This is a genomic window from Leisingera sp. NJS204, assembly GCF_004123675.1.
Classification (GTDB): domain Bacteria; phylum Pseudomonadota; class Alphaproteobacteria; order Rhodobacterales; family Rhodobacteraceae; genus Leisingera.
On record NZ_CP035417.1, the window covers coordinates 668,864 to 692,104 of the forward strand.

The following is a 23,241-nucleotide window of genomic DNA, read 5'->3' on the forward strand; positions in this document are numbered from 1 at the left end:
TGTCAGCGGAATATCGGACATGACAAGCGGGGCGCGCGCCTCGCACTCCCGGACCACCACCGGGCTGCTGCACGTGCTGGCCACTACGGACCTGCACTGTAATCTGCTGAGCCATGATTATTATGCCGACCGCCCGGACGGGGCCATCGGCCTGTCCCGCGCTGCCACCTTGATCAACCGCGCACGGGCTGAGGCTGACCGCCTGGGCGCGGCCTGCATTCTGGTCGATAACGGCGACGGCTTCCAGGGGTCGCCGCTGGGGGACATCGTGCCGGGCGCCAAAGGCCCCCATCCTCTGGCGCGCGCATTCCGGTTTTTGGAATATGATGCCGTTGGTCTTGGCAATCATGACTTTGATTTCGGCCTGGAGGCGCTGGCAGGCGTCCTGAAAGACGTGCCATGTCCGGTGCTGTGCTCAAGCCTGACGGCGCGGCAGCCTGATCTTCGGCTGCCGTTTGTACCCTGGGCGGTGCTGGAGCGGGCGGTGCCTGGCTGTCCCGGTTTGCCACCGGTCCGGATCGGTTTGTTTTCGGTGCTGCCGCCGCAGACCCTGATCTGGTGCGGCAAGGCGTTGCAGCAGCAACTCGCCGCGGGCGGCATCGTTGAAACCGCCGCGGCCCAGGCCCGGCAGCTGAGGGCTCAGGGCTGCGATCTGGTGCTGGCGCTGGCGCATACCGGAATTGACAGCAATGCCGGAGCGGGCCGCGGCGAAAATGAGCTGGAGCAGCTTGCCGCACTGCCGGAAATTGATGCCGTTGTGGGCGGCCACACGCATCTGACGCTGCCGAATCCCGCGCATCCTTTTGCCAAGCCCGTCGTGATGCCCGGTGCGCATGGCTCGCATCTGGGTGTTCTGAGGCTGGATCTGGAGCATCGCAGCGGAGCCTGGCATCCTGCCGGCGGCTCGGCCAGCCTGCAGCCGGCGGGCCGCCACCAGCAAACCGGGGCTGCCCAGCCGCTGGTGCCGGAGAACCCTGGTTTTATGGAGGCGCTGGCAGAAGACCACGCGCGCACTTTGCAACGTATGCGTCAGCCGGCGGGCTACAGCTCGGTTGCGATGCATTCCTATTTTACTTTCTTCGCGCCGGATCGCGGCCTGGCACTGGTGGGCAGTGCCCAGGCTGCTGCAGTGCGGCCGTTGCTTGAGAGTGCCGGCGGAAAAAGCCTGCCGCTGCTATCGGCTGTTGCACCGTGCAAATTCGGCGGCCGCTCCGGGCCGCATTTTTATACCGACATTGCGGCCGGGGATCTCTGTGCCCGCAATATCGCTGATCTGCAGGTCTTCCCAAATGAGTTGCGGGTGGTCGAGGTCACCGGTGCACAGCTGTTGGACTGGCTGGAAATGTCGGCAGGGCTGTTCAGCCGGATCACGCCGGGCAGCTCAGGGCAGTTGCTGGCCGACCCGCAGCGGGCAGGGCATAATTTCGATGTGATTTTCGGGCTGAGTTATCAGATTGACCCAGTCCAGCCGCCGCGGTTTTCGGCAGCGGGCGTGCGGATCAACCCCGGCGCCCGGCGGATCCGGAACCTGTGCTGGAACGGCCGGCCGGTGGAGCCAGGCCAGCATTTTGCGGTCGCGGCCAACAGCTACCGGGTCAGCGGCGGCGGCAGCTTCAGCATGCTGCGCGAGGCCAAAGATCTGCCGCTGCCGCCGATGCGGATCCGCCAGGCAATCCGCGACTACATCGCCGGGCGGCTGCCCGCTGATCCGCTGGCAGAGGCGCCTTATCCCTGGCAACTGGCGCCGGTGCCCGGCACCAGCGCGGTTGCCGTTACCGGGCCGGGAGCCATCGGATATCTGGAGGAACTGCCTGCCGGGCTGGCTGAGCCGCGAGGGCACAACAGCGGCGGCTTTCTGGAATTGGCGCTGCAGCTTTAAAACGCAGAAGGCAGGACAGGCGGGGGCACTTGCCAATCCCGGCGGCGGCGCTTATATCGGGATTCGAGAGGTTGGCGCGGGCAGGCGCCTCGCCAACCTGGTCAGATCCGGAAGGAAGCAGCCACAACGAGCCCCGCTTGGGTCGATGTCCAGCCTCTCACTTTTCCCCGCCCCTCTATCACCCATCCGCATCACCCATCCGCGACGAACAGGCGCGCGCGGCAATTGACGGGTTTGATCCCGCCCGCCCCGCCGCGCTGACGCGCGGCGGGGTGCCGCTTCTTTCTGGTTTGAAATACCCCGGGGTGAATTGGCCGTAAGGCCAAGAGGGGCAGCGCCCCGCCCCGTCCCGTGCCTCAGAACCGCCCGTTGTTGGCGGGATAGACGCCGAGGATTTCCACATTGGTGGTGAAATAGCTCAGCTCATCCATTGCCAGCTGCACATTCGGATCTTCCGGGTGGCCTTCGATATCCGCATAAAACTGCGTCGCGGTGAAGGATCCGTCCACCATATAGCTTTCCAGCTTGGTCATGTTGATGCCATTGGTGGCAAAACCGCCCATCGCCTTATAGAGCGCCGCCGGGATGTTGCGGACCTGGAACACGAAGCTGGTGATCATGCTGTGGGCGCCGCGGCGGCGGAAGTCCGGCTCCGGCGACATGATCAGGAAGCGGGTGGTGTTGTCGCCGTTGTCCTCGATATGGCGGGCCAGCACCTCCAGCCCGTAGATCTCGCCCGCCAATTCGCTGGCCAGCGCCGCCACATGCTTATCTCCGGCTTCCGCCACATCCCGCGCCGCGCGGGCGTTGTCGGGGCTGATCCGGCCGGTGATGCCATGTTCGCGCAGAAAAGTCCCGCATTGCGGCAGCAGCACCAGATGCGATTTCGCCTCGCGGATGTCTTCCAGCCGGGCGCCCGGCACCCCCAGCACATTGATATGCACCCGCACAAAGGCCTCGTCGATGATGTGCAGCCCGCTGTGCGGTAGCAGCCGGTGAATATCGGCCACCCGGCCATAGGTGGAATTCTCCACCGGCAGCATTGCCTGTTCGGCTTCGCCGCTTTTGACCGCTGCAATCACGTCTTCAAAGGTGCGGCACGGCAGCACCTCCAGATCACGCCGGGCATTGCGGCAGGCCTCGTGGCTGTAGGAGCCAAGCTCCCCCTGAATGGCGATTTTGCGGCTCATGGGTGTGTTCCCCGTGCAAAACTTCAAGAATTGGGCGTTTCGTCGCGCTGTCTATACCTTGCCACTTTGAAGGGGAAGCCTTAGACAGCCACGCAGACAGCTAAATGGACCCGCGATTCATGTTTGACACAATGACCCTTACCAAAGCGACCGCAGGCGTCTGCGGCGCGTTCCTGGTTCTCCTGCTGGGCAAATGGGCCGCCAGCGGCCTGTATCACATGGACAGCCACGGTGAGGCGTCCTATGTGATCGAAGTCGCCTCGGCCGATGCCGCCGCCAGCGATGAGCCGGAAGTCAGCTTTGAAGAGCTGATGGCCGCTGCCGACGTTGCCAAGGGCGCCAAGGTTTTCAAGAAATGCTCTGCTTGCCACAAGCTGGAAGATGGCGCCAACTCGACCGGCCCGTATCTGTACGGCGTTGTCGGCCGCGATATCGCAGCGGCCCCGGGCTTTGGCTACTCCGGCGCCCTGACCGGCCTGGACGGCGACTGGACTGCCGAGGCGCTGGACGCCTTCCTGACCAAGCCGTCGGCCTATGCCGCGGGCACCACCATGTCGTTCTCCGGTTTGAAAAAGCAAAAGGACCGGGTGAATCTTATTGCCTATCTGGACAGCCTGGACGGCTGATCCGGACCGCTGTCCCAGCTATCGAATTAAAAAGCCGCTGCAGATTTGCAGCGGCTTTTTTGATGCGGGTATGAACCGGACCGCCTTAGGCCGGGTTGTTTTCCCGGTAATAGGCCAGCGCATCGCGCTCCTGGCCGTCCGGCAGGATGCAGACGCCGATAGTGCCCGCTTTGCCGCTGCGCAGCACATAACTGCCGCCGGTCTGCACGCAATACGCCTCTTCCGGGCTGCTGTAGACCACTTCCTCTTCCTGCTGGGCACAGGCGCTAAGCGCGGCGGCCCCGGCAACCGCAAGGGCGGCAAGTTTCATTGACGTCGGCATCGGCAAACTCCCTCGTTATATAACGCAATCGTGATGCGAGGCTGGCAGGCAATTTTATTGCGGGCAAGCGCCGCCTTGTAAAAGCATGGTTTTCGGCTGCTTTGTGCCAAGAGAGCCGGGGATATCACTTAATCTCAACTTGAATGTTACCGTCCCCGGCCATTAGCTTGGCAGCAGAAATCCGGGCCGAAGTTCCGGGCAAAGGAGGTCATGGCAGATGAACACCGCTCGAGCCGCGGCGCGCGTGCGCGCAAAAGAAAGGGTGACTCCGCTGCAGGCTGCGGCGGCATTGGCCCCGGTACTGTTACTGGGGCTTTTCCTGGCATTGGCTGCGGCGACGCTGGTCAAGGCGGAAGAGACTGTCATCAAGGCGCATGGTTTTGCTGAATTCGGCGAGTTGAAATACCCGCAAGACTTTGCCCGTTTCGACTATGTGAACCCTGAGGCGCCCAAGGGCGGTGAATTGTCGATTTCTGCCGTCGGCACCTTTGACAGCATGAACCCCTATACCCGGAACGGCCGTGCCGGGGCACTGTCCTCGGATCAGTTCGAAAGCCTGCTGGTGGAATCCTATGACGAGCCCGGCTCTTATTACGGGCTGATTGCCGAAAGCCTGGAATACCCCGAAAGCCAGGATTGGGTGATCTTCAACCTGCGCCCCGAGGCAAAATTCTCCGATGGCAGCCCGGTCACCGCTGATGACGTGGTGTTTTCCCACAATATCCTGCTGGATCAGGGGCTGAAATCTTATGCCGAAGCTGTGCGCAAACGCATCCCCAAGGCCGAGGCACTGGATCCGCACCGGGTCAAATTCCACTTCAGTCCGGATTTTCCCCGCCGGGCGATGATCACTCAGGTCGGCGGCACGCCGGTGTTCTCCAAGGCCTGGTTTGAGGCCGACCCCGAAAACCGCCGCCTGGATGAGCCGCGGCTGGATCCGGGCATCGGCTCCGGCCCCTATGTGCTGGAAAGCGCCGAGGTGAACCAGCGCATCACCTACCGCCGCAACCCGGATTACTGGGGCGCAGGGCTGAACGTGAACATCGGCCGCCACAACTATGACCGCATCCGGGTTGAATACTTCGGCGATGCAATTGCCGCGATGGAGGGGTTCAAGGCGGGCGTCTATACACTGCGCCCCGAGAACAACTCGAAAAGCTGGGCCACGTCTTATGACTTTGCCGCGGTGGATAAGGGCCAGGTGATCAAGGGCGAAATCCCCGACGGCAATGTGCCATCTGCCAATGGCTTTGTGATGAACCTCTTGAAGCCCAAGTTCCAGGACATCCGCGTCCGCGAGGCGCTGCAGCTGGCGTTCAACTTTGAGTGGACCAACGAAAGCCTGCAGTACGGGCTGTTCCGCCATCGCTCCTCTTTCTGGCAGGATTCGCCGCTGGCCGCGCAGGGCCTGCCCGAGGGCCGTGAGAAAGAGGTGCTGGAGGCGCTGGGCGATCAGATCGACCGTGCGCTGCTGACCTCGGAACCGGTGATGGCGCATAGCTCCAAGGCGTCGCGCCCCGGAGACCGCAAAAACCTGCGCCGGGCAATGAAACTGCTGGACGATGCCGGCTGGGCCGTCGGCGATGACGGGTTGCGCCGCAATGCGCAAGGCGAAGTGCTGAAATTGGAGTTTCTGGCCGACAGCCCGACAATTGAACGCATCGTGCAGCCCTATGTCACCAACCTGCGCACCATGGGCGTGGATGCGGTGCTGAACCGGGTCGATTACGCGCAATACACCAGCCGCCGCCGGGAAAAGGAGTTCGATATGATCTCCTCGGCCTACCGGATGTCGCTGGAGCCTTCGACCGGCCTGTACCAGTATTTCGGATCCGAGGCGCATGAATATTCGGTGTTCAACCCGGCAGGGCTGGCAGACCCGGCGGTGGATGCGCTGATCGGCAATATCGTCAACGCTAAAACCCAGGAAGACCTGCGCGCCAATGCCCGCGCGCTGGACCGGGTGCTGCGGGCCAAGCGGTTCATGGTGCCGGCCTGGTATCTGGATGTCAGCTGGATCGCCTATTGGGACATGTACCGCCAGCCGGACAACCTGCCGCCCTATGACACCGGCATGCTGGACCTGTGGTGGATCGATGCGTCCCGCGAGGCCGAACTCAAATCCGCCGGCGCGCTTCGGTAAGACAGAGACATGGCAGCCTATATCTTCAGACGCCTGCTGTTGGTGATCCCGACGCTGTTCGGCATCCTGCTGGTGAACTTTGCCCTGGTGCAGTTTGTGCCCGGCGGTCCGGTAGAGCAGATCATCGCCCAGCTGGAAGGCGGCGGCGACGTGTTCGAAGGCTTTGCCGGCGGCGGCGGCGATACCGGCACCGAGGCGATCAGCGCCAATGAAAACTACGCCGGCCGTCAGGGCCTGCCGCCTGAGCTGATCGAGGAACTGCAGCAGCAGTTCGGCCTTGATAAGCCGCCACTGGAGCGCTTCCTGACAATGCTTGGCAACTATGCCCGCTTTGATTTCGGCGAGAGTTATTTCCGCAAGATCGACGTGACCGACCTGGTGCTGGAGAAAATGCCGGTTTCAATCTCGCTAGGCCTGTGGTCCACGCTGATCGCCTATATGATCTCGATCCCGATGGGCATCCGCAAGGCGCTGCGGGACGGCTCGCGCTTTGACACCTGGACCAGCGGTTTCATCATCGCCGCCTATGCGATCCCGTCGTTCCTGTTTGCAATTATGCTGCTGGTGCTGTTTGCCGGCGGTTCCTACTGGCAGATCTTCCCGCTCCGGGGCCTCACCTCCGACAACTGGGATCAGCTGAGCCTGATCGGTAAGATCGGCGATTATGCCTGGCACATCGCGCTGCCGGTGCTGGCCTCGACTATCGGCGCCTTTGCAACGCTGACGCTGCTGACCAAGAACTCCTTTCTGGACGAGATCAAGAAGCAATACGTGATGACCGCCCGCGCCAAGGGCCTCAGCGAGAACCGGGTGCTGTACGGTCACGTGTTCCGCAACGCGATGCTGATTGTGATTGCCGGCTTTCCCTCGGTTTTTATCGGCGTGTTTTTCTCCGGCTCGCTGATCATCGAGACGATCTTCTCGCTCGACGGTCTTGGCCGGCTGGGGTTTGAGGCCGCGGTGGCGCGCGACTACCCGGTGATTTTCGGCACTCTGTTCATCTTCGGCTTGATGAGCCTGGTTGTCGGCATCGTCTCGGACCTGATGTATGTGCTGGTCGACCCGCGCATCGACTTTGACAAGCGGGAGGGCTGACTGATGGCACTTTCCCCCCTGAACCAGCGCCGCTGGAACAATTTCCGCAAGAATAAGCGCGCCTTCTGGTCGCTGATCCTGTTCACCGTACTGTTCACATGTTCGCTTTTTGCCGAGTTCATCGCCAACGACAAACCAATCCTGGTGAGCTACCGCGGCGGGATCTACGCACCGGTGTTCAAATTCTACCCCGAAACCCGTTTCGGCGGCGATTTCCAGACCGAGGCGATCTACAGCGACCCGGAGGTGGAATGCCTGATCCGCTCCGGCGGGATCGAGGACTGCTTTGACGAACCCGAACAGATCCTGGAAGAAATCGCCGCTGGCACCTATGCCGCGGAGGGGTTTCAGGCAGGCTGGACCCTTTGGCCGCCGATCCCCTACAGCTTCAACACCACCGTTGACCGTCCCGGTGCCGCGCCGCTGCCGCCCAATGGCCAGAACCTGCTGGGCACCGATGACACCAAACGCGACGTGCTGGCACGAGTGATCCACGGCTTCCGCTTGTCGATCCTGTTCACCCTGATCGTGACCGGTGCTGCCACGGTGCTGGGCATCCTGGCCGGTGCGGTGCAGGGTTTTTTCGGCGGCTGGCTGGATCTGGTGTTCCAGCGCATCATTGAAATTTGGAGCTCCACCCCGACGCTTTATGTGATCATCATCATGTTCGCGATCCTGGGGCGCGGTTTCTGGCTCTTGGTGTTCCTGATGATCCTGTTCGGCTGGACTGCGCTGGTCGGCGTGGTACGGGCCGAATTCCTGCGTGCCCGCAATCTTGAGTACGTCCGTGCCGCCAAGGCGCTGGGGGTCGGCAATATGACCATCATGTTCCGCCACATGCTGCCCAATGCAATGGTGGCAACGCTGACCATGCTGCCCTTTATCGTGACCGGCACTATTTCGGCGCTGGCGGGGCTGGACTTCCTCGGCTTCGGCCTGCCGTCCTCGGCGCCAAGCCTGGGGGAGCTGACGTTGCAGGCCAAACAGAACCTGGAGGCCCCCTGGCTGGCCTTCACCGCCTTTTTCACCTTTGCCATCATGCTGTCGCTGCTGGTCTTCATCTTTGAGGGCGTGCGCGATGCCTTCGACCCGCGGAAGACGTTTTCATGAGGATGCTGTCGAAGCACGGCAATAGGGCGAAGCCTGCCTGGGGAGGCGCAGCCCGGGCCGCAAGCGTCCCGGACGAAGAACGGGGCAATGGAGCCGCAAAAGAATGACCGCAAATTCCTCCCCCCTCCTGAATGTCCAGAACCTCCGCGTCTCCTTCCGCCAGGACGGCAAGGTGACAGAGGCCGTGCGCGGCGTCTCCTTCTCCGTCGGCCGCGGCGAGACGGTTGCCCTGGTGGGCGAAAGCGGCTCGGGCAAATCGGTCTCGGCGCTCTCCACTGTGTCGCTGCTGGGCGACAGCGCCATGGTGAGCGGCTCCGTCACCTACGGCGGCACCGAAATGGTGGGCGCCGATGAGAAGCACCTGATGGATGTGCGCGGCAATGACATCAGCTTCATCTTTCAGGAGCCGATGACCTCGCTCAACCCGCTGCACACCATTGAACGCCAGCTGGAGGAATCCATCGCCCTGCACCAAGGGCTGACGGGTCGCGCGGCGCGGGAGCGTATTCTGGAGCTGATGAACAAGGTCGGCATCCGTGACGCGGAAAGCCGGCTCAGCGCCTATCCGCATCAGCTGTCGGGCGGCCAGCGGCAGCGGGTGATGATTGCCATGGCGCTGGCCAACAAGCCCGACATCCTGATCGCGGACGAACCCACAACGGCGCTGGATGTGACCATCCAGGCGCAGATTCTGGACCTTTTGGCGGACCTTAAGAAAAGCGAAGGCATGGGGCTGTTGTTCATCACCCATGACCTTGGCATCGTGCGCCGCATCGCCGACCGTGTCTGCGTGATGAAGGACGGTGAAATAGTCGAGGAAGGCCCGGCAGCAAAGATCTTTGCCAATCCGCAGCACGCCTACACCCGGAAACTGCTGGCAGCCGAGCCATCGGGAACGCCTCCGCCGGTGCCGGATGACGCCAAAGAGCTGGTGGCGGCACAGGACCTGAAAGTCTGGTTCCCGATCCAGCGCGGCCTGTTGAAACGCACAGTCGGCCATGTGAAGGCGGTGAACCCGATGTCGCTCTCAGTGCGGAGTGGCGAAACCCTGGGTATCGTCGGCGAATCCGGGTCCGGCAAGACCACGCTGGCACTTGCCATCATGCGGCTGATTGCCTCCGAGGGCGCGGTCACATTCCAGGGGCAGGACCTGCGCAAATGGTCCACCCGCGACCTGCGTGCTTTGCGCAAGGATATGCAGATCGTGTTCCAGGATCCCTTCGGCTCGCTCAGCCCGCGGATGACCTGCGCTCAGATCATCTCCGAGGGGCTGGCGATCCACAAGGTCGACCAGCACCGCAAGCCGCGCGAGCTGGTGGCCGAGGTGATGCAGGAGGTCGGCCTGGACCCGGCAGCGATGGACCGTTACCCGCATGAGTTTTCCGGCGGTCAGCGCCAGCGCATCGCCATCGCCCGGGCCATGGTGCTGCGCCCCAAGCTGGTGGTTCTGGATGAGCCGACCTCGGCCTTGGACATGACGGTACAGGTGCAGATTGTCGAGCTGCTGCGCGACCTGCAGACCCGTTACGGGCTTGCCTATCTGTTCATTTCCCACGACCTCAACGTGGTGCGGGCGATGTCGCATCAGGTGGTGGTGATGAACCAGGGCGACGTGGTGGAGACCGGTGCGGCCGAGGCGCTGTTCACCAACCCGCAGGCAGACTACACCCGCAGGCTGCTGGCGGCGGCGGGTTAACCCGCCCCTGATTAACATTGTGGCAGGCTTTGCAGCATTTATGCGCACGCTGCCGGCGCAACGCCCACAAGTTGCGGCAGTGCGATTGACCAAATGTTTCGCGCGCGAAACATTGCGGCAGCGGTGCTGACCTATCTGTGTCACCCCGGAACAGGCGGAAACCTCCCGCGCCCGCAGGCCCGCCCGGCTGATGCCAGACGGGCCTTAGCGGCCTTGGGCCGGGCTCAGCGCCGCTGGCGCTGAGCCCGGCCCAACGGAAGCGCTGTGCCACATGGCGCAGCGGCGACGGGCGGGAGAGGCTGGCAATCCGGGAGAGATTTCAAACCGCTGTACTGTGGGCAGCCGTGCTGAGATCATAGGCGTCAAAGCTGCGGGCGATCATCCGGGTCAGCGGACGGGCCTCCTCGCGGATAGCAAGGCCTTGGGCGGACACCGAAAGCATGCCAGGGAAGGCGGCGCCGGCCTCGGCGAACATCCTTTCCAATCTTGCGGCAGGCACGGCAAAGCGCGACAGGATCTCCTCCCGGCTGATCCGGAAGTCGCACATCAACGCCTCGATCAGCCGCGCCCGCAAGAGATCTTCGCCGCGGAACCCGTGGCCGCGAGCAGTGGCGAATTGCCCGTCGCGGATAGCACGGATATAGGCCGATGTGCCCGGTGCATTCTGCGCATAGCCCTGTGGAAACCGTGAGATCGCCGAGGCGCCGACCCCGATCAGCACCTCCGCCGGGTCATTTGTATAACCTTGGAAACTACGCCGCAGCCGCCCGGTCCGCTGCGCCACCGCCAGCCCGTCATCGGGCCGTGCAAAGTGATCGATACCGACCTCCCGGTAGCCGTCCCACAGGAACAGCCGGCGGGCGGTCTCAAACAGCTGCAGCCGGGCTTCGGGCGTTGGCAGAGTGTCCGAGCGGATCATGCTTTGCCGCCCGGCCATCCAGGGCACATGGGCATAGCCGTAAACCGCCACCCGGCCTGGGGTCAGCGAAACGAGCTTTTGCACGCTGTCGGTCATTCCTGCCGGTGTCTGATACGGCAGCCCGTACAGGATATCGGCGTTCAGGCCGTCAATTCCATGGTTGCGCAGCTGTTCGATGGCCGTCCGGGTCGACTCGAAGCTTTGGATGCGGCCAATCGCCTGCTGAATGGTGCTGTCGAAATCCTGAACCCCGACCGTGGCATGGGTCATGCCGGACCCGGCCAGCGCCTCCAGCCGCCGGTCCCCGATCTCATTCGGGTCGATTTCAACCGAGAACTCCGCCCGGGGCGCCAGTGGAATGGCCTCTGCGATGGTGCTGGCCAGATCGCGGATCAGCTCAGCGTTCAGGATCGTCGGAGTGCCGCCGCCCCAATGCAGGCGCGACAGCGTCACGCCCTCTGGCAGCTGCTGCCGCAGCAGTGCAATCTCGGCCTTCAATACCTGAACATAGGCCTCCACCGGCGCGTCCGAGCGGGTGCCCTGGGTGCGGCAGGCACAGAACCAGCACAGCCTGCGGCAGTACGGTACATGCACGTACACGGAAATACTGCTGCCGGGGGCAACCTTTGACACCCAGCCGGAAAACCGGGCGGGATCCACTGCATCTCCGAAATGCGGCGCCGTCGGGTAACTTGTATAGCGCGGCACTTTGGCGTCGAATAATCCGAGTTCGGCCAATTGAGGTTTCTGATCCATTCCTTTAGTTTTAGGCACGCCGGACAGGCAAACCTTGACCCAGATCAACCGAGATCCCCTGATGCACGCTCCAGTATTGTCACAGTCCAGATGCGGCGACTGCCCGATCCGCCACCGCGCCGTCTGCGCGCGCTGCAACGCGGATGAGCTGGAGGAGCTGGATGCGGTCAAATACTACCGCACCTATGAGGCCGGCCAGCCGGTCATCTGGTCCGGCGATGTGATGACCTTTGTCGGGTCCGTGGTGTCGGGCATTGCCTCGCTGACCCAGACGATGGAGGACGGGCGCACCCAGATGGTGGGGCTGCTGCTGCCCAGCGATTTTGTCGGCCGGCCCGGACGTGAAGGGGCGGCATATGATGTGGTGGCGACCACCGACGTCGTGATGTGCTGCTTCCGCAAGAAACCGTTTGAAGAGCTGATGGAGCGCACCCCGCATATCGCCCACCGGCTGCTGGAGATGACGCTGGATGAGCTGGACGCCGCCCGCGAATGGATGCTGGTGCTGGGACGCAAGACAGCGCGCGAGAAGATTGCCAGCCTCTTGTCGATCATTGCCCGGCGCGATGCCTCGCTGACACCGCGCGGCGCCACCAGCCGCATGGTGTTCGACCTGCCGCTGACCCGCGAGGCGATGGCGGATTACCTGGGCCTGACACTGGAAACCGTGAGCCGGCAGATTTCGGCTTTGAAGAGGGACGGCGTTATTGAGCTGGAAGGCAAGCGTCACGTCACAGTGCCCGACATGCGCCGCCTGATGGAAGAGGCCGGCGACGACAGCGACGGCGGCTTCCTGGGCTAAGGCCGCATTTCCTGCAATCCCATATTTGTTCTCTACCAGCCAGCCCGCCACCCGTACCGCGGGGCTGAGCGGGCCTGAGGCGCGCAGGCTCCACAGCCGCAGGTCCCGTGGCAGGCTGGCCCGGATGTCAAATGCCGCCACCAGCTTGCCGCTGGCCAGCAGCGGCGCTGGCGATGAGCCTGCCGGATTGGGGGGAGCACGGTGCGGGTTATGCCCAGGCCATGTCGTATCTATCACAGGCACAGGCACAGGCGCAGGTGCCGGGCGGCATGATCGGGTTGCGCATCGGGACCTCTGAATTGGTGCGCCGCGGGGTGGAGCCAAAGCACGACGGCGCTTAGCGGAGCTGATGGCCCGTGGCCTGCGGCCAGAGGTCCCGGTGGCGCTGGCGGGGGAAATTGCAGAGTTCCGCGAGGCTTTTCAAGGGATGCACTACGTCCGCCAGGGTTAAGACCGGAAGAACAGGGAGGGGGCCTCCCGCGCCTGCGCGTGCCCGGCTGTGCCGGACCCGCTGGCAGCCTTGGGCGTGGCACCGCAAAGCGGTGCCACGCCCAACGGGAGGAGGCCCTTCAGCAAGAAGGGCGGACGACGGGCGGGAGCTGCGCCGCTTTGCAGCGCTTGCCGTCAGGTTCCTTGATGGCTGCAGGTGACCCGGTGCCGCGGGTGTGGTCTATTGGGGCAATCACAACAAACGGAGGCGGAAATGCAGTTTGGAAGCTTGATCGGGATGCTGATCGTGGGGGCGCTGGCCGGCTGGCTGTCAGGCAAGATCATGCAAGGACGCGGCTTTGGCATTCTCGGCAATATCATCGTCGGCGTGGTTGGCGCCTTTCTGGCGGGAACGATCTTTCCGGCACTGGGGTTTGCCGCGGGCGGTGGTTTCATCTGGTCGCTGATCCATGCCACCATCGGGGCGGTGATCCTGCTGTTCCTGATCGGCCTCATACGCAAGGCCGGGTAGGGCGCAGGCGGCGATTGACGAAAAAAGGCGCCCCTGCAGGGCGCCCTTTTTTGTTTGGCAAGATTGCTGACTGATGGGTTCGTCAATGCGCCATCAGCACCGGTACTTTGGCCTGTTCCAGCATGTTGCGGGTGGCGCCGCCAAGGATTGCTTCGCGGAAGCGGGAATGGCCGTAGGCGCCCATCACAATCAGATCAGCGGCGGTGTCCGCCGCATGGCGGTTCAGCACATCGGATACCCGGGTCAGTGTCTTGCTGAGCACATCTATCTCGCAGGCCACCCCGTGCCGGGACAGCATCTGCGCCAGCAAGCCGCCAGGGTCGGAGCGTTCCGGCCCGTGCTGCGGCGGGTCGATCACTGCGATACGAACCAGATCGGCGCCTATCAGGAACGGCATTGCCCGCCGGATCGCGGTCATCGCCTCGATGCTTTCGTTCCAGGCCACCAGAACTGTTTCGGGCTGGCGCATCGGTGCGGCATTGTCGGGCACCACCAGCACCGGGGCGCGGCCTTCGAACAGGGCGGCTTCGACAATCGGTTCGGCTTCGGCACGCTTGCCCGGGCCATAGGGTTTGCTCAGCACAACCAGGTCGGAAAAACGCGCCTGACGCGCCACATGGCGGCCGAGGTCGGCGATTTGGGCCACACCGCTGTCGGTGGAAAATGGCACGCCGGCCTGCTGCAGCGCGGTTTCGGCCTGGGCCTCGACCTGCTCGGCCTCTTCCTGGGCACGGGACAGGGTTTCCTGCAGGACCATCGCATTGGCGCCTGCGTAATAATAGCCGGTCTGGGTCCGGTCGACCCCAAGGCAGAGCGCATCGGCATGAGCGCCAAAGTCTTCGGCCAGGGCCGTAATCTGCGCCAAGGGCGCTGCTGCTGTTTCCGCAGCTGTGAGAATGGTAAGCAAGGACTTGTAGGACATTGGCACCTCTCGGCGGATGATGCGGCGCAGCCCGGATGGCCGCGATGCGGAGAATTTCGTTACAAGGGCAGATGTGTCACATGTTGCGTGGATATGTCTTGATGCAGATCAAGGTATCAAGGATGCGCCTTTTGCATGAAGGGCGCGGTCTAATAACGTTCCCGTATCCGCAGGATTCGCGGGGGCATGGCAAAGGGACGCAAGATGTCTAACTATATCAAGCTGATAGCGCTTGGTCTGGTCACGCTGTTTGCGATGATCGGGTCCAATTACGCGCGGGATCTGGCTTACCAGGTGCATGCGATCATCGTGATGATCGTGGCTGGCGGCCTGTTTCTTTATACTTTGCGCCACACCAACGAGCCGAAACCGGCAGTTATTGGTCTGGAAAATGAGTATTTCGACAGCGTGATCCGCGCTGGTACAATTGCAACCGCCTTTTGGGGCGTGGTCGGATTTCTGGCCGGGACTTTCATAGCGTTCCAGCTGGCCTTTCCGGCACTGAATTTCGAGTGGGCGCAAGGCCTGGCTAATTTCGGCCGCCTGCGTCCGCTGCATACCTCGGCAGTGATTTTCGCCTTTGGCGGCAACGCGCTGATCGCAACCTCGTTTTATGTGGTGCAGCGCACCTCCGCGGCGCGGCTGTGGGGCGGCAACCTAGCGTGGTTCGTGTTCTGGGGCTACCAGCTGTTCATCGTGCTGGCCGCGACCGGCTATCTGTTCGGCTCGACCCAGTCCAAGGAATATGCGGAGCCCGAATGGCACGTTGATCTGTGGCTGACCGTGGTCTGGGTCGCCTATCTGGCGGTGTTCCTGGGCACCGTGATCAAACGCAAAGAGCCGCATATCTATGTGGCGAACTGGTTCTACCTGGCCTTCATCGTCACCGTGGCGATGCTGCATCTGGTCAACAACATGACCATTCCGGTGTCCATCTGGGGTTCCAAGTCGGTCATCGTCTGGCCGGGTGTGCAGGATGCGATGATCCAGTGGTGGTACGGCCACAACGCTGTGGGCTTCTTCCTGACCGCGGGCTTCCTGGGGATGATGTATTACTTCATCCCGAAACAGGCCGAGCGTCCGGTGTTTTCCTACAAGCTGTCGATCATCCACTTCTGGGCGCTGATCTTCCTTTACATCTGGGCCGGTCCGCACCACCTGCATTACACCGCGCTGCCGGACTGGGCCTCGACCCTTGGCATGGTGATGTCGATCATCCTTTGGATGCCCTCGTGGGGCGGCATGATCAACGGTCTGATGACCCTGTCAGGCGCTTGGGACAAGCTGCGCACCGATCCGGTGATCCGGATGATGGTGATCTCGGTCGGGTTCTATGGCATGTCCACCTTTGAAGGTCCGATGATGTCGATCCGCGCTGTGAACTCGCTGTCGCATTACACCGACTGGACCATTGGCCACGTGCATTCCGGTGCTTTGGGCTGGAACGGCATGATCACCTTTGGTGCGCTGTATTATCTGGTGCCGGTGCTGTGGAAGCGGGAGCGGCTGTACTCGCTGAGCCTCGTCAGCTGGCACTTCTGGCTCGCCACCATCGGTATCGTTCTCTATGCCGCATCCATGTGGGTGACTGGTATCATGGAAGGCCTGATGTGGCGCGAAGTGGATGCCAACGGCTTCCTGGTGAACTCCTTTGCCGACACTGTGGCAGCGAAGTTCCCGATGTATGTGGTGCGCGGCCTGGGCGGGGTCATGTTCCTCGCTGGTGCGCTTATCATGTGCTACAACCTGTGGATGACTGTCCGTAAGGCCCCGGCAAAAGAAGCCAGCCTGACGGTTCCGGTCCCGGCTGAATAAGGAGCCAGGCAGCTATGTCCATTCTCGACAAACATAAAATCCTCGAGACCAACGCGACCCTGTTGCTGATCTGCAGCTTTCTGGTTGTGACCATCGGCGGCCTGGTGCAGATTGCACCGCTGTTCTACCTGGAAAACACCATTGAGAAGGTGGAGGGCATGCGCCCTTACACCCCTCTCGAACTGGCGGGCCGGGACATCTACATCCGCGAAGGCTGCTATGTCTGCCACAGTCAGATGATCCGCCCGATGCGCGATGAGGTCGAACGCTACGGCCACTACTCGCTGGCGGCAGAGTCGATGTACGACCGTCCGTTCCAGTGGGGCTCCAAGCGGACCGGGCCGGATCTGGCCCGTGTCGGCGGCCGCTACTCGGACGAGTGGCACGTCGACCACCTGCGCAACCCGCAGGCCGTGGTGCCGGAATCGGTGATGCCGAAATACGGCTTCCTTGAGCGTAAGCGGGTCGATGGCAAATACATCGGCGACGTGATGGCGACCAATGCGATGCTGGGCACGCCTTACACGGACGGGATGATCGAGGCCGCGCAGGCCGACTTCCGCGCCCAGGCAGATCCCGACAGCGACTATGACGGGCTGCTGGAGCGTTACGGCGAGAAGGTCAACGTGCGCAACTTCGACGGCCAGCCGGGGGTCTCCGAGGCCGATGCGCTGATCGCTTATCTGCAGATGATGGGCACGCTGGTCGATTTCTCGACCTTCACCCCGGACGCGAGCCGCTGAGGAGGGACAGATGGAATTCTACACACTCCTCAGGCAATTCGCGGACAGCTGGATGCTGCTGTTCCTGTTCACCTTCTTTATCGGTGTTGTGGTCTGGGCGTTCCGCCCGGGCAGCACCAAAGTTTACAAGGACACCGCCGACATCCCGTTCCGGCATGATGATGCACCGGCGCCCCGTGAAGATGCAGTCAAACCCGCCGGGACCAAGGAGGCGAGGGCATGAGCAAGAAATCGCAAAAGTTCGAAGGCGATCCGAACACCACCGGCCATGAGTGGGACGGGATCGAGGAATTCGACAACCCGATGCCGCGCTGGTGGCTGTGGACCCTGTATGCCACCATCATCTGGGGCGTTCTTTACACCATCGCCTATCCGGCCTGGCCGCTGATCAACGGCGCCACTGCCGGGGTGCTGGGCTGGTCGACCCGCGCCGACGTGGCGGCTGAAATCACCGCGGTGGAAGAAGCCAACGCGCCGGTCAACGCCAAGCTGGAAGCAACCGAGCTGACAGCCATTGCGGAAGATGCTGAGCTGAACGCCTACGCGGTGTCGGCGGGTTCTGCCGTGTTCAAGACCTGGTGCGCCCAGTGCCACGGGTCCGGTGCGGCAGGGGCCAAGGGTTACCCGAACCTGCTGGACGACGACTGGCTGTGGGGCGGTTCGGTGGAGGATGTCCACGCCACCATCACCCACGGCATCCGCAACGAAGACAGCGATGATGCGCGCTATTCCGAGATGCCTGCATTCGGCCGTGACGAGCTGCTTGAGAAAGAAGAGATTTCCCAAGTGGTCAACTATGTGATGTCGCTGTCGGGCGAGGCGCAGGATGCCTCCAAGGTTGAGGCCGGATCGGTTGTCTTTGCCGACAATTGTGCCTCCTGCCACGCGGATGACGGCACCGGCGACCGCAGCCAGGGCGCGCCGAACCTGGCCGATGCGATCTGGCTTTACGGCGGCGATTACGCCACCCTGAGCGAGACCGTGACCAATTCGCGTTACGGCGTGATGCCGGCCTGGAACACCCGCCTGACCGAGGCGCAGATCCGGGCGGTCTCGTCTTATGTCCACCAGCTGGGCGGCGGCGAATAAGCCGGATCCGGTTGATCAGAATGATGAGAGGGCTGCCTGCGGGCGGCCCTTTTTCGTAGATTTGTGGTGATGGGAAGCTCGGCAGCCAACCCGAAGCAGACGCCGAAACTCATTGCAGCGAAAGCCTGGAGCGAGCCCTTCTTGACCATTTACTGCGATGCAACCAATGTCGGCCTCAACGAATAACCCGGATCAGGGCGCTGAGTCGCTGTAGTTGGGTGGCTTAAAAACCGTTTAAAGCAGATTGGTCGATGACATGAAAAAGATGGATGCGCTCTTCAAGTATTGGGAAGATCCGAACTACGTGATCGTGCAGGCAGGGCAGCCCGACACAATCATTGATTGGTTGACTAAGCAAACACCGGAGACTTGGCACCGTGTAGTAATGACATGGAACTACGATCATGAAGATAAAGTCTTGTCTTGGATTTTGACCCAGGAGAAATGCGACAAAGGAACTGCAGCGCGCGTGTTTGACGTTGAAGGGCTTGGACATTGGCTTGGAGATGACACACTTGCGAGAGATCCAAATCACCTATGTTCGATCATTCTCAACAACTGGGGCCGATACGGGTCATGTGAGTTTAATCATAGTCCTCAAGATGAAAAAGAAATCCTAGAGCAAACGCAAAAGCACATGGCTAACGGAATGTATGTCGGAACCCCAATTCTGGAAGTAGTACAATATGTGGGTTCTCGCGACGCAGTTTCAGAATTTGAGGCTGAGGACGGGAAGATCGTGGTGGCATTTGACCACTGGACTAAAACTAACGGCATCGAAATCACGAATTGAAGCAGCTCAGAAGCGGACACTCAGCTGCCTCCGAAGAACCGCATCTTCGTCCGCTGAGCCACCAGCCGCAACAAGGCTTTGCTTAGGTCGCCTCCAGCGCAAAGCGGCTGTAGAGGTTCAGTGCGGGATGCCCCCTAGCCCATCGAAGTCATTGAGCTGCGTTTGCGGGCGCGGGCGGCGTCTGCTGTGGTGCTCCACCAGGCGATGCTGCCCCACAGCAGCACATAGAAAACACCGGTGCCAAGCACCAGCTCGCCGGGAAACGGGCCGATGTCAGCGCGGTCCACCGCTTGCTGCAGGGACAGGACAGCGGTTGGATGCACCACCAGTTTGCCCGCATAGGCCAGTGACTGGATCAGCAGGATCCAAAAGTAGTTGCGCCGGATCCGCCGTCCGATCGCAGTCATGACACTTACATGGTATTGGGGCCGCAGATAATCCGCGGCCAGAACGTCCTGCCAATGATCTTCCAGATGCAGGTCGCCTTCCTTCAGCATCGAGGTATAAAAATGCGTCTCCATCCAGCGGGCACGGGCGCGGAAGACGTTGAAATAGCGGTAGCGGCGGGCCTCCAGCATCAGGAAGAAGATGATCAGCACCCCCACCAGGATCAGCGGCAGGGGCGAGGCTTCGGGCGAGGAAAAGGAAATCGACAGTGCCACGCCCAGGGTGACGACCGACCAGTTTGTGGTGGTGTCCAACCGGGTGCGCCAGACGGTGCTGCGGTAGATCTCGCCCCGGTACAAATGCGCCAGGGCGCCGACTTCGGCCGCCGTCAGCGGTGCGCGGTCACTGGTGACCGCCTGTTCGCGCGTTTCGATGTTCATAAGGCCGAGCGTAGGTTTTTTCCCGGAGCCGGGCAATTATTTTGCGCCTTTTTGATCCGTGTCAAACTTTGCCGGCGGCAAACCGGGTAAAACCGCAGGTGAAAGAGATTGCTGCTTGGCTTAACAGCCCTCCTGGGCAGCATGATATCCCGCAAGGCCGACGTGCAGGCTGAACGGGGTCATGCGCCGGTTTTCCGATCTGTTCGCGCGTTTCCTGGAAAACCGGCGCTTTTTCTTTCTTCCCAAAGGTCAGGGTCTCAGGTCAGATGTTCTGCGGATGAATGCAGCGCGTTTTCGGCGGCCTTGCGGCGAGCCAGCGCATCAGCCGGGTGAACTTGCCTGAAGGGCGGGACAAGGGGCCGGGCGCAGGCAGGTCCCGCAGCCTTACACAGTCCTGCCGCGTGGCGGTCATCATCGAGCGGGCATAGATATCAATCAGCATTTCAGTGCCTCCTATCCTGGCGTCTGTTTCTGATACTTGCGTGAATGCGCGATTCCTGCGAGTTAATTGGAATTACGTTATGTAAGACTGGATTACATATGGATTGGCTGAACATGCCGCCATTGGCGGCGCTCAGGGCTTTTGCTGCCTTTGCTGAGACCGGGAATGTGGTGCGGGCAGGCGCGGCGTTGAATGTCAGCCACGCTGCCATCAGCCAGCAGCTGCGCGCACTGGAGGCGCATATGGGCGCAGCTTTGCTGGACCGCAGCGGCAGGGCGCTGGCGCTGACACCGGACGGAGAGCATCTGGCCCGTGCGCTGCATCTGGGGTTTGGCGCGATTGAGGCGGCGGTGCAGGAAATATCTGCCGCAGGGGCCGCCCGGCCGTTGCATGTGACCTGTACGCCGACGTTTGCCGCCCACTGGCTGATGCCGCGGCTGGCCGGGTTTCAGGCCGAGCATCCGGAGATTGATCTGGTGCTGGACCCGCGGGGCGAGATTGTCGAGCTGAAGCCGGGCGGTGTGGATATTGCCATCCGCTACGGCGACGGCAGCTGGCCGGGGCTGGAGACCGGGATGCTGCTGCAATCGCCGATGGTGGTCATTGCGGCGGGCAGTCTTCTGGACGGTCGGCAGGTGGCATCCCCGGAGGATCTGCTGGATCTGCCCTGGCTCGAAGAACTGGGCACCTCGGAGGCCTCGCGCTGGCTGGAATCGCGCGGCGTCACCGAGGCTTTGCGCGGGCCGCGCACCCGGCTGCCCGGCAATCTGCTGATGCAGGCGGTACGGGCGGGCCAGGGGGTGGCAGTCAGTGTGCGGGAGTTTGTTGCCGAGGATCTGGACAGCGGGCGGTTGCTGGAACTGTTCACCGAAGGCGCAGACCGGGGCTATCACATCGTGACCCGCCCCGGCGTGCTGCGCCGGGAGGCGCGCAAGCTGACCAGCTGGTTGCGGCGGCAGAAGAAGGAGGACCGGTGAAACTGGGGCATTCTGACGGAAATCTTCTTTGCAACGCCGCAATCGCTGCGCTGCGGCAACTTGCCCCTGGCGGCGCCGGGCGGGCAGGCATAGGTGGCGCTTTGACTTCGCAATGCGCTGAGATGGCGCCTGAAAACATGATTGTACGATACGCTTTTTGATCCACGTCAATGTTCTGGCATTATGCATCTGTGACAACGGCGCGAGACAGCCACAAGACGGAGAGTGTCCGTGAGCGATTCCAAACCAGCCCCGAGCCTGTACGCCGCCCAGGAGCCGATCTTCCCGCGGCGCGTGTCCGGCCCGTTCCGGAACCTGAAATGGTACATCATGGCGGTGACGCTGGGGATCTACTATCTGACGCCGTGGATCCGCTGGGACCGCGGGCCGAGCTTGCCGGATCAGGCCGTGCTTTTGGATCTGGCGGGCCGCCGGTTCTATTTCTTTTGGATCGAGATCTGGCCGCATGAGTTTTATTTTGTGGCCGGATTGCTGATCATGGCGGGGCTGGGGCTGTTCCTGTTCACCTCGGCGCTGGGCCGGGTCTGGTGCGGCTACACCTGCCCGCAGACGGTGTGGACCGACCTGTTCATTCTGGTGGAGCGCTGGATCGAGGGTGACCGCAACGCCCGGCTGCGCCTGCACCGGCAGAAGAAGATGGATTTCCGCAAGGCGCGGCTGCGGCTGACCAAATGGGTGTCCTGGTTGCTGATCGGTCTCGCCACCGGCGGTGCCTGGGTGTTCTATTTCGCCGATGCGCCGACGCTGGCCTATGATCTGGTGACGCTGAATGCGCACCCCGTTGCCTATACCACCATGCTGGTGCTGACAGGCACCACCTTTCTGTTCGGCGGGTTCGCGCGCGAGCAGATCTGCATCTACGCCTGCCCCTGGCCGCGCATCCAGGCCGCGATGATGGATGAGGATACGCTGACCGTCGGCTACCGCGAGTGGCGGGGTGAGCCGCGCGGCAAACCGCGCAAAACCGACGAGGCGGGCACCGTGCATGGCGATTGCATTGACTGCATGGCCTGCGTCAACGTCTGCCCGATGGGGATCGACATCCGCGACGGCCAGCAGATGGAATGCATCACCTGCGCCCTGTGCATCGACGCCTGCGACGACGTGATGGCCAAGATCGGCAAGCCGCGCGGACTGATCGACTATATGGCGCTTTCGGATGAGGCAGAGGAGCGCGCAGGCAAGCCGCCCAAGAACATCTGGAAGCACATCCTGCGGCCGCGCACCATCATGTACACCAGCCTTTGGTCGCTGGTCGGTGCGGGTCTGCTGTTTGCCCTGTTCATCCGTTCCGACATTGAATTGACCGTCGCACCTGAACGCAACCCGACCTTTGTGACGCTTTCCGATGGCGCGATCCGCAACACCTATGATGTGCGCCTGCGCAACAAGCACGGCGAGGACCGGGTGTTCAAACTGTCGATCAAGGGCGATCCGGCCATGCGGCTGCAGCTGGAGGGTACGATGTATCACTCGGTCAACGTGCCGGTCGATACCGCACTGCTGCAGCGGGTCTATATCGTGGCACCTAAGGGCTCCACCCCGTCGCAGGCCGGGTCAACCCCGGTTCGCATCTGGGTGGAGGATCTGATAAACGGGGAACGTGCCCACAAGGACACCAGCTTTAACGGCACGGGGGACTGAGCCATGGCGAAAAGCGAACGCGAATTTACCGGCAAACACGCCCTGATGCTGTTCTGCGGCGCCTTTGCGGTGATCATCGGGGTGAACATCGCCCTGGCAGTCAACGCGGTGAAGACCTTTCCGGGGCTGGAGGTGAAGAATTCCTATGTTGCCAGCCAGGAATTCGATGTGCGCCGTTCTGCCCAGGAGGCGCTGGGCTGGTCGGTCTATGCGTCTTCGCAAGGGGATCAGGTCAAGCTGGAGATCACCGATGCCGATGGCACCCCGGTGGAGGTCGCCAAGCTGAGCGCAACGCTGGGCCGGGCGACCCATGTGCAGGACGACCAGCAGCCGGAGTTCACCTTTGACGGCCAGGCCTATGTGGCGCCGGCCGAGCTGGGGCCGGGCAACTGGAATATCCGCATGGTGGCGCGGGCCAAGGATGGCACCGAGTTCACCCAGCGCGTGATCCTGCATGTGAAAGGCTGAT

General features: G+C 62.2%; 23 protein-coding genes and 1 other RNA gene. 18 read left to right on the forward strand and 6 right to left on the reverse strand.

Translation table 11 applies throughout. From position 1 onward, the window contains the following. Positions 1-19 precede the first annotated feature (19 nt). Both ETW24_RS03375 and ffs read left to right on the forward strand, forming a co-directional pair. Complete coding sequence (locus ETW24_RS03375) at positions 20-1,879, forward strand: 5'-nucleotidase C-terminal domain-containing protein (RefSeq protein WP_164982680.1); 1,860 nt, start codon at positions 20-22, stop codon at positions 1,877-1,879. 64 nt (positions 1,880-1,943) lie between these two features. Beyond that, positions 1,944-2,042, forward strand: an RNA gene (gene ffs / locus ETW24_RS03380) — signal recognition particle sRNA small type. 193 nt (positions 2,043-2,235) lie between these two features. Here the strand turns inward: ffs and ETW24_RS03385 are convergent. Then, on the reverse strand, positions 2,236-3,069 hold the full coding sequence (locus ETW24_RS03385) for a prephenate dehydratase (RefSeq protein ID WP_129369747.1): 834 nt from the start codon (positions 3,067-3,069) through the stop codon (positions 2,236-2,238). Positions 3,070-3,188: 119 nt separating this feature from the next. On the opposite strand from ETW24_RS03385, the gene ETW24_RS03390 reads away from it, so the two are divergent. Further along, on the forward strand, positions 3,189-3,695 hold the full coding sequence (locus ETW24_RS03390; protein ID WP_129369748.1) for a c-type cytochrome: 507 nt from the start codon (positions 3,189-3,191) through the stop codon (positions 3,693-3,695). An 85-nt stretch (positions 3,696-3,780) separates the two neighbouring features. Here the strand turns inward: ETW24_RS03390 and ETW24_RS03395 are convergent, their stop codons facing one another. Next, the gene (locus ETW24_RS03395; protein ID WP_129369749.1) at positions 3,781-4,017 is read right to left on the reverse strand and encodes a putative hemolysin; all 237 of its coding nucleotides are present in this window, start codon (positions 4,015-4,017) and stop codon (positions 3,781-3,783) included. 217 nt (positions 4,018-4,234) lie between these two features. Here ETW24_RS03395 and ETW24_RS03400 point away from each other — a divergent pair, with 217 nt between their 5' ends. From ETW24_RS03400 to ETW24_RS03415, 4 genes are all read left to right on the forward strand, one after another. Continuing rightward, complete coding sequence (locus tag ETW24_RS03400; protein WP_129369750.1) at positions 4,235-6,160, forward strand: extracellular solute-binding protein; 1,926 nt, start codon at positions 4,235-4,237, stop codon at positions 6,158-6,160. A 9-nt stretch (positions 6,161-6,169) separates the two neighbouring features. Continuing rightward, complete coding sequence (locus tag ETW24_RS03405; RefSeq protein ID WP_129369751.1) at positions 6,170-7,255, forward strand: microcin C ABC transporter permease YejB; 1,086 nt, start codon at positions 6,170-6,172, stop codon at positions 7,253-7,255. Positions 7,256-7,258: 3 nt separating this feature from the next. Next, entirely contained in the window at positions 7,259-8,365 is a 1,107-nt protein-coding gene (locus ETW24_RS03410; RefSeq protein ID WP_129369752.1) for an ABC transporter permease, read from the forward strand. A gap of 103 nt (positions 8,366-8,468) precedes the next feature. After that, positions 8,469-10,061: an ABC transporter ATP-binding protein gene (locus ETW24_RS03415; protein ID WP_129369753.1), complete on the forward strand. Its 1,593-nt coding sequence runs from the start codon at positions 8,469-8,471 to the stop codon at positions 10,059-10,061. Between the two features lie 319 nt (positions 10,062-10,380). Here ETW24_RS03415 and hemN read toward each other — a convergent pair whose 3' ends face one another. Then, complete coding sequence (hemN, locus tag ETW24_RS03420; protein ID WP_129369754.1) at positions 10,381-11,736, reverse strand: oxygen-independent coproporphyrinogen III oxidase; 1,356 nt, start codon at positions 11,734-11,736, stop codon at positions 10,381-10,383. Positions 11,737-11,797: 61 nt separating this feature from the next. On the opposite strand from hemN, the gene fnrL reads away from it, so the two are divergent. The 3 genes from fnrL to ETW24_RS03440 all read left to right on the forward strand — a co-directional run bounded on the left by fnrL (position 11,798) and on the right by ETW24_RS03440 (position 13,499). Then, positions 11,798-12,538: a transcriptional regulator FnrL gene (gene fnrL, locus ETW24_RS03425; RefSeq protein WP_129369755.1), complete on the forward strand. Its 741-nt coding sequence runs from the start codon at positions 11,798-11,800 to the stop codon at positions 12,536-12,538. 131 nt (positions 12,539-12,669) lie between these two features. Further along, positions 12,670-12,879, forward strand: coding sequence for a hypothetical protein (locus tag ETW24_RS03435; protein ID WP_129369756.1), 210 nt, complete (start codon positions 12,670-12,672; stop codon positions 12,877-12,879). A 362-nt stretch (positions 12,880-13,241) separates the two neighbouring features. Then, a complete protein-coding gene (locus ETW24_RS03440; RefSeq protein ID WP_129369757.1) occupies positions 13,242-13,499 on the forward strand; it encodes a GlsB/YeaQ/YmgE family stress response membrane protein in 258 nt (85 codons plus the stop codon). An 82-nt stretch (positions 13,500-13,581) separates the two neighbouring features. Here ETW24_RS03440 and ETW24_RS03445 read toward each other — a convergent pair whose 3' ends face one another. After that, entirely contained in the window at positions 13,582-14,421 is an 840-nt protein-coding gene (locus ETW24_RS03445) for a universal stress protein (RefSeq protein WP_129369758.1), read from the reverse strand. Between the two features lie 204 nt (positions 14,422-14,625). On the opposite strand from ETW24_RS03445, the gene ccoN reads away from it, so the two are divergent. The 5 genes from ccoN (at position 14,626) to ETW24_RS03470 (ending at position 18,861) form a co-directional block, all read left to right on the forward strand. Next, on the forward strand, positions 14,626-16,236 hold the full coding sequence (gene ccoN, locus ETW24_RS03450; RefSeq protein WP_129369759.1) for a cytochrome-c oxidase, cbb3-type subunit I: 1,611 nt from the start codon (positions 14,626-14,628) through the stop codon (positions 16,234-16,236). Positions 16,237-16,250: 14 nt separating this feature from the next. Continuing rightward, positions 16,251-16,979 (forward strand): cytochrome-c oxidase, cbb3-type subunit II, encoded by a 729-nt coding sequence (ccoO, locus tag ETW24_RS03455; RefSeq protein WP_129369760.1) that lies wholly within the window; start codon positions 16,251-16,253, stop codon positions 16,977-16,979. 10 nt (positions 16,980-16,989) lie between these two features. Then, positions 16,990-17,202 carry a cbb3-type cytochrome oxidase subunit 3 gene (locus ETW24_RS03460; RefSeq protein ID WP_129369761.1) on the forward strand — a complete coding sequence of 71 codons (213 nt, stop codon included), beginning with the start codon at positions 16,990-16,992 and terminating at the stop codon, positions 17,200-17,202. Continuing rightward, the gene (gene ccoP, locus ETW24_RS03465; protein WP_129369762.1) at positions 17,199-18,068 is read left to right on the forward strand and encodes a cytochrome-c oxidase, cbb3-type subunit III; all 870 of its coding nucleotides are present in this window, start codon (positions 17,199-17,201) and stop codon (positions 18,066-18,068) included. The genes ETW24_RS03460 and ccoP overlap by 4 nt, the downstream gene beginning before the upstream one ends. Positions 18,069-18,324: 256 nt before the next feature. Next, positions 18,325-18,861, forward strand: a complete 537-nt coding sequence (locus ETW24_RS03470) for a DUF4274 domain-containing protein (RefSeq protein WP_129369763.1) — start codon at positions 18,325-18,327, stop codon at positions 18,859-18,861. Between the two features lie 134 nt (positions 18,862-18,995). On the opposite strand, the gene ETW24_RS03475 is transcribed toward ETW24_RS03470, so the two are convergent. Further along, a complete protein-coding gene (locus ETW24_RS03475; RefSeq protein WP_129369764.1) occupies positions 18,996-19,688 on the reverse strand; it encodes a DUF2270 domain-containing protein in 693 nt (230 codons plus the stop codon). Between the two features lie 262 nt (positions 19,689-19,950). Next, on the reverse strand, positions 19,951-20,130 hold the full coding sequence (locus ETW24_RS03480; RefSeq protein ID WP_129369765.1) for a hypothetical protein: 180 nt from the start codon (positions 20,128-20,130) through the stop codon (positions 19,951-19,953). Positions 20,131-20,228: 98 nt separating this feature from the next. Here ETW24_RS03480 and ETW24_RS03485 point away from each other — a divergent pair, with 98 nt between their 5' ends. The 3 genes from ETW24_RS03485 to ETW24_RS03495 all read left to right on the forward strand — a co-directional run bounded on the left by ETW24_RS03485 (position 20,229) and on the right by ETW24_RS03495 (position 23,240). Continuing rightward, a complete protein-coding gene (locus ETW24_RS03485; protein ID WP_129369766.1) occupies positions 20,229-21,107 on the forward strand; it encodes a LysR family transcriptional regulator in 879 nt (292 codons plus the stop codon). A gap of 231 nt (positions 21,108-21,338) precedes the next feature. Beyond that, entirely contained in the window at positions 21,339-22,772 is a 1,434-nt protein-coding gene (ccoG, locus tag ETW24_RS03490) for a cytochrome c oxidase accessory protein CcoG (RefSeq protein ID WP_129369767.1), read from the forward strand. A gap of 3 nt (positions 22,773-22,775) precedes the next feature. Next, the gene (locus tag ETW24_RS03495; protein ID WP_129369768.1) at positions 22,776-23,240 is read left to right on the forward strand and encodes a FixH family protein; all 465 of its coding nucleotides are present in this window, start codon (positions 22,776-22,778) and stop codon (positions 23,238-23,240) included. The last annotated feature ends 1 nt before the right edge of the window (position 23,241 follow it).

Excerpts from the sequence above, each read along its gene's own strand:
- ETW24_RS03375 (WP_164982680.1), top strand. The coding sequence starts at position 20 with ATGACAAGCGGGGCGCGCGCCTCGCACTCCCGGACCACCACCGGGCTG.
- ETW24_RS03385 (WP_129369747.1), bottom strand. The coding sequence starts at position 3,069 with ATGAGCCGCAAAATCGCCATTCAGGGGGAGCTTGGCTCCTACAGCCAC.
- ETW24_RS03390 (WP_129369748.1), top strand. The coding sequence starts at position 3,189 with ATGTTTGACACAATGACCCTTACCAAAGCGACCGCAGGCGTCTGCGGC.
- ETW24_RS03395 (WP_129369749.1), bottom strand. The coding sequence starts at position 4,017 with ATGCCGACGTCAATGAAACTTGCCGCCCTTGCGGTTGCCGGGGCCGCC.
- ETW24_RS03400 (WP_129369750.1), top strand. The coding sequence starts at position 4,235 with ATGAACACCGCTCGAGCCGCGGCGCGCGTGCGCGCAAAAGAAAGGGTG.
- ETW24_RS03405 (WP_129369751.1), top strand. The coding sequence starts at position 6,170 with ATGGCAGCCTATATCTTCAGACGCCTGCTGTTGGTGATCCCGACGCTG.
- ETW24_RS03410 (WP_129369752.1), top strand. The coding sequence starts at position 7,259 with ATGGCACTTTCCCCCCTGAACCAGCGCCGCTGGAACAATTTCCGCAAG.
- ETW24_RS03415 (WP_129369753.1), top strand. The coding sequence starts at position 8,469 with ATGACCGCAAATTCCTCCCCCCTCCTGAATGTCCAGAACCTCCGCGTC.
- hemN (WP_129369754.1), bottom strand. The coding sequence starts at position 11,736 with ATGGATCAGAAACCTCAATTGGCCGAACTCGGATTATTCGACGCCAAA.
- fnrL (WP_129369755.1), top strand. The coding sequence starts at position 11,798 with ATGCACGCTCCAGTATTGTCACAGTCCAGATGCGGCGACTGCCCGATC.
- ETW24_RS03435 (WP_129369756.1), top strand. The coding sequence starts at position 12,670 with ATGCCGCCACCAGCTTGCCGCTGGCCAGCAGCGGCGCTGGCGATGAGC.
- ETW24_RS03440 (WP_129369757.1), top strand. The coding sequence starts at position 13,242 with ATGCAGTTTGGAAGCTTGATCGGGATGCTGATCGTGGGGGCGCTGGCC.
- ETW24_RS03445 (WP_129369758.1), bottom strand. The coding sequence starts at position 14,421 with ATGTCCTACAAGTCCTTGCTTACCATTCTCACAGCTGCGGAAACAGCA.
- ccoN (WP_129369759.1), top strand. The coding sequence starts at position 14,626 with ATGTCTAACTATATCAAGCTGATAGCGCTTGGTCTGGTCACGCTGTTT.
- ccoO (WP_129369760.1), top strand. The coding sequence starts at position 16,251 with ATGTCCATTCTCGACAAACATAAAATCCTCGAGACCAACGCGACCCTG.
- ETW24_RS03460 (WP_129369761.1), top strand. The coding sequence starts at position 16,990 with ATGGAATTCTACACACTCCTCAGGCAATTCGCGGACAGCTGGATGCTG.
- ccoP (WP_129369762.1), top strand. The coding sequence starts at position 17,199 with ATGAGCAAGAAATCGCAAAAGTTCGAAGGCGATCCGAACACCACCGGC.
- ETW24_RS03470 (WP_129369763.1), top strand. The coding sequence starts at position 18,325 with ATGAAAAAGATGGATGCGCTCTTCAAGTATTGGGAAGATCCGAACTAC.
- ETW24_RS03475 (WP_129369764.1), bottom strand. The coding sequence starts at position 19,688 with ATGAACATCGAAACGCGCGAACAGGCGGTCACCAGTGACCGCGCACCG.
- ETW24_RS03480 (WP_129369765.1), bottom strand. The coding sequence starts at position 20,130 with ATGCTGATTGATATCTATGCCCGCTCGATGATGACCGCCACGCGGCAG.
- ETW24_RS03485 (WP_129369766.1), top strand. The coding sequence starts at position 20,229 with ATGGATTGGCTGAACATGCCGCCATTGGCGGCGCTCAGGGCTTTTGCT.
- ETW24_RS03495 (WP_129369768.1), top strand. The coding sequence starts at position 22,776 with ATGGCGAAAAGCGAACGCGAATTTACCGGCAAACACGCCCTGATGCTG.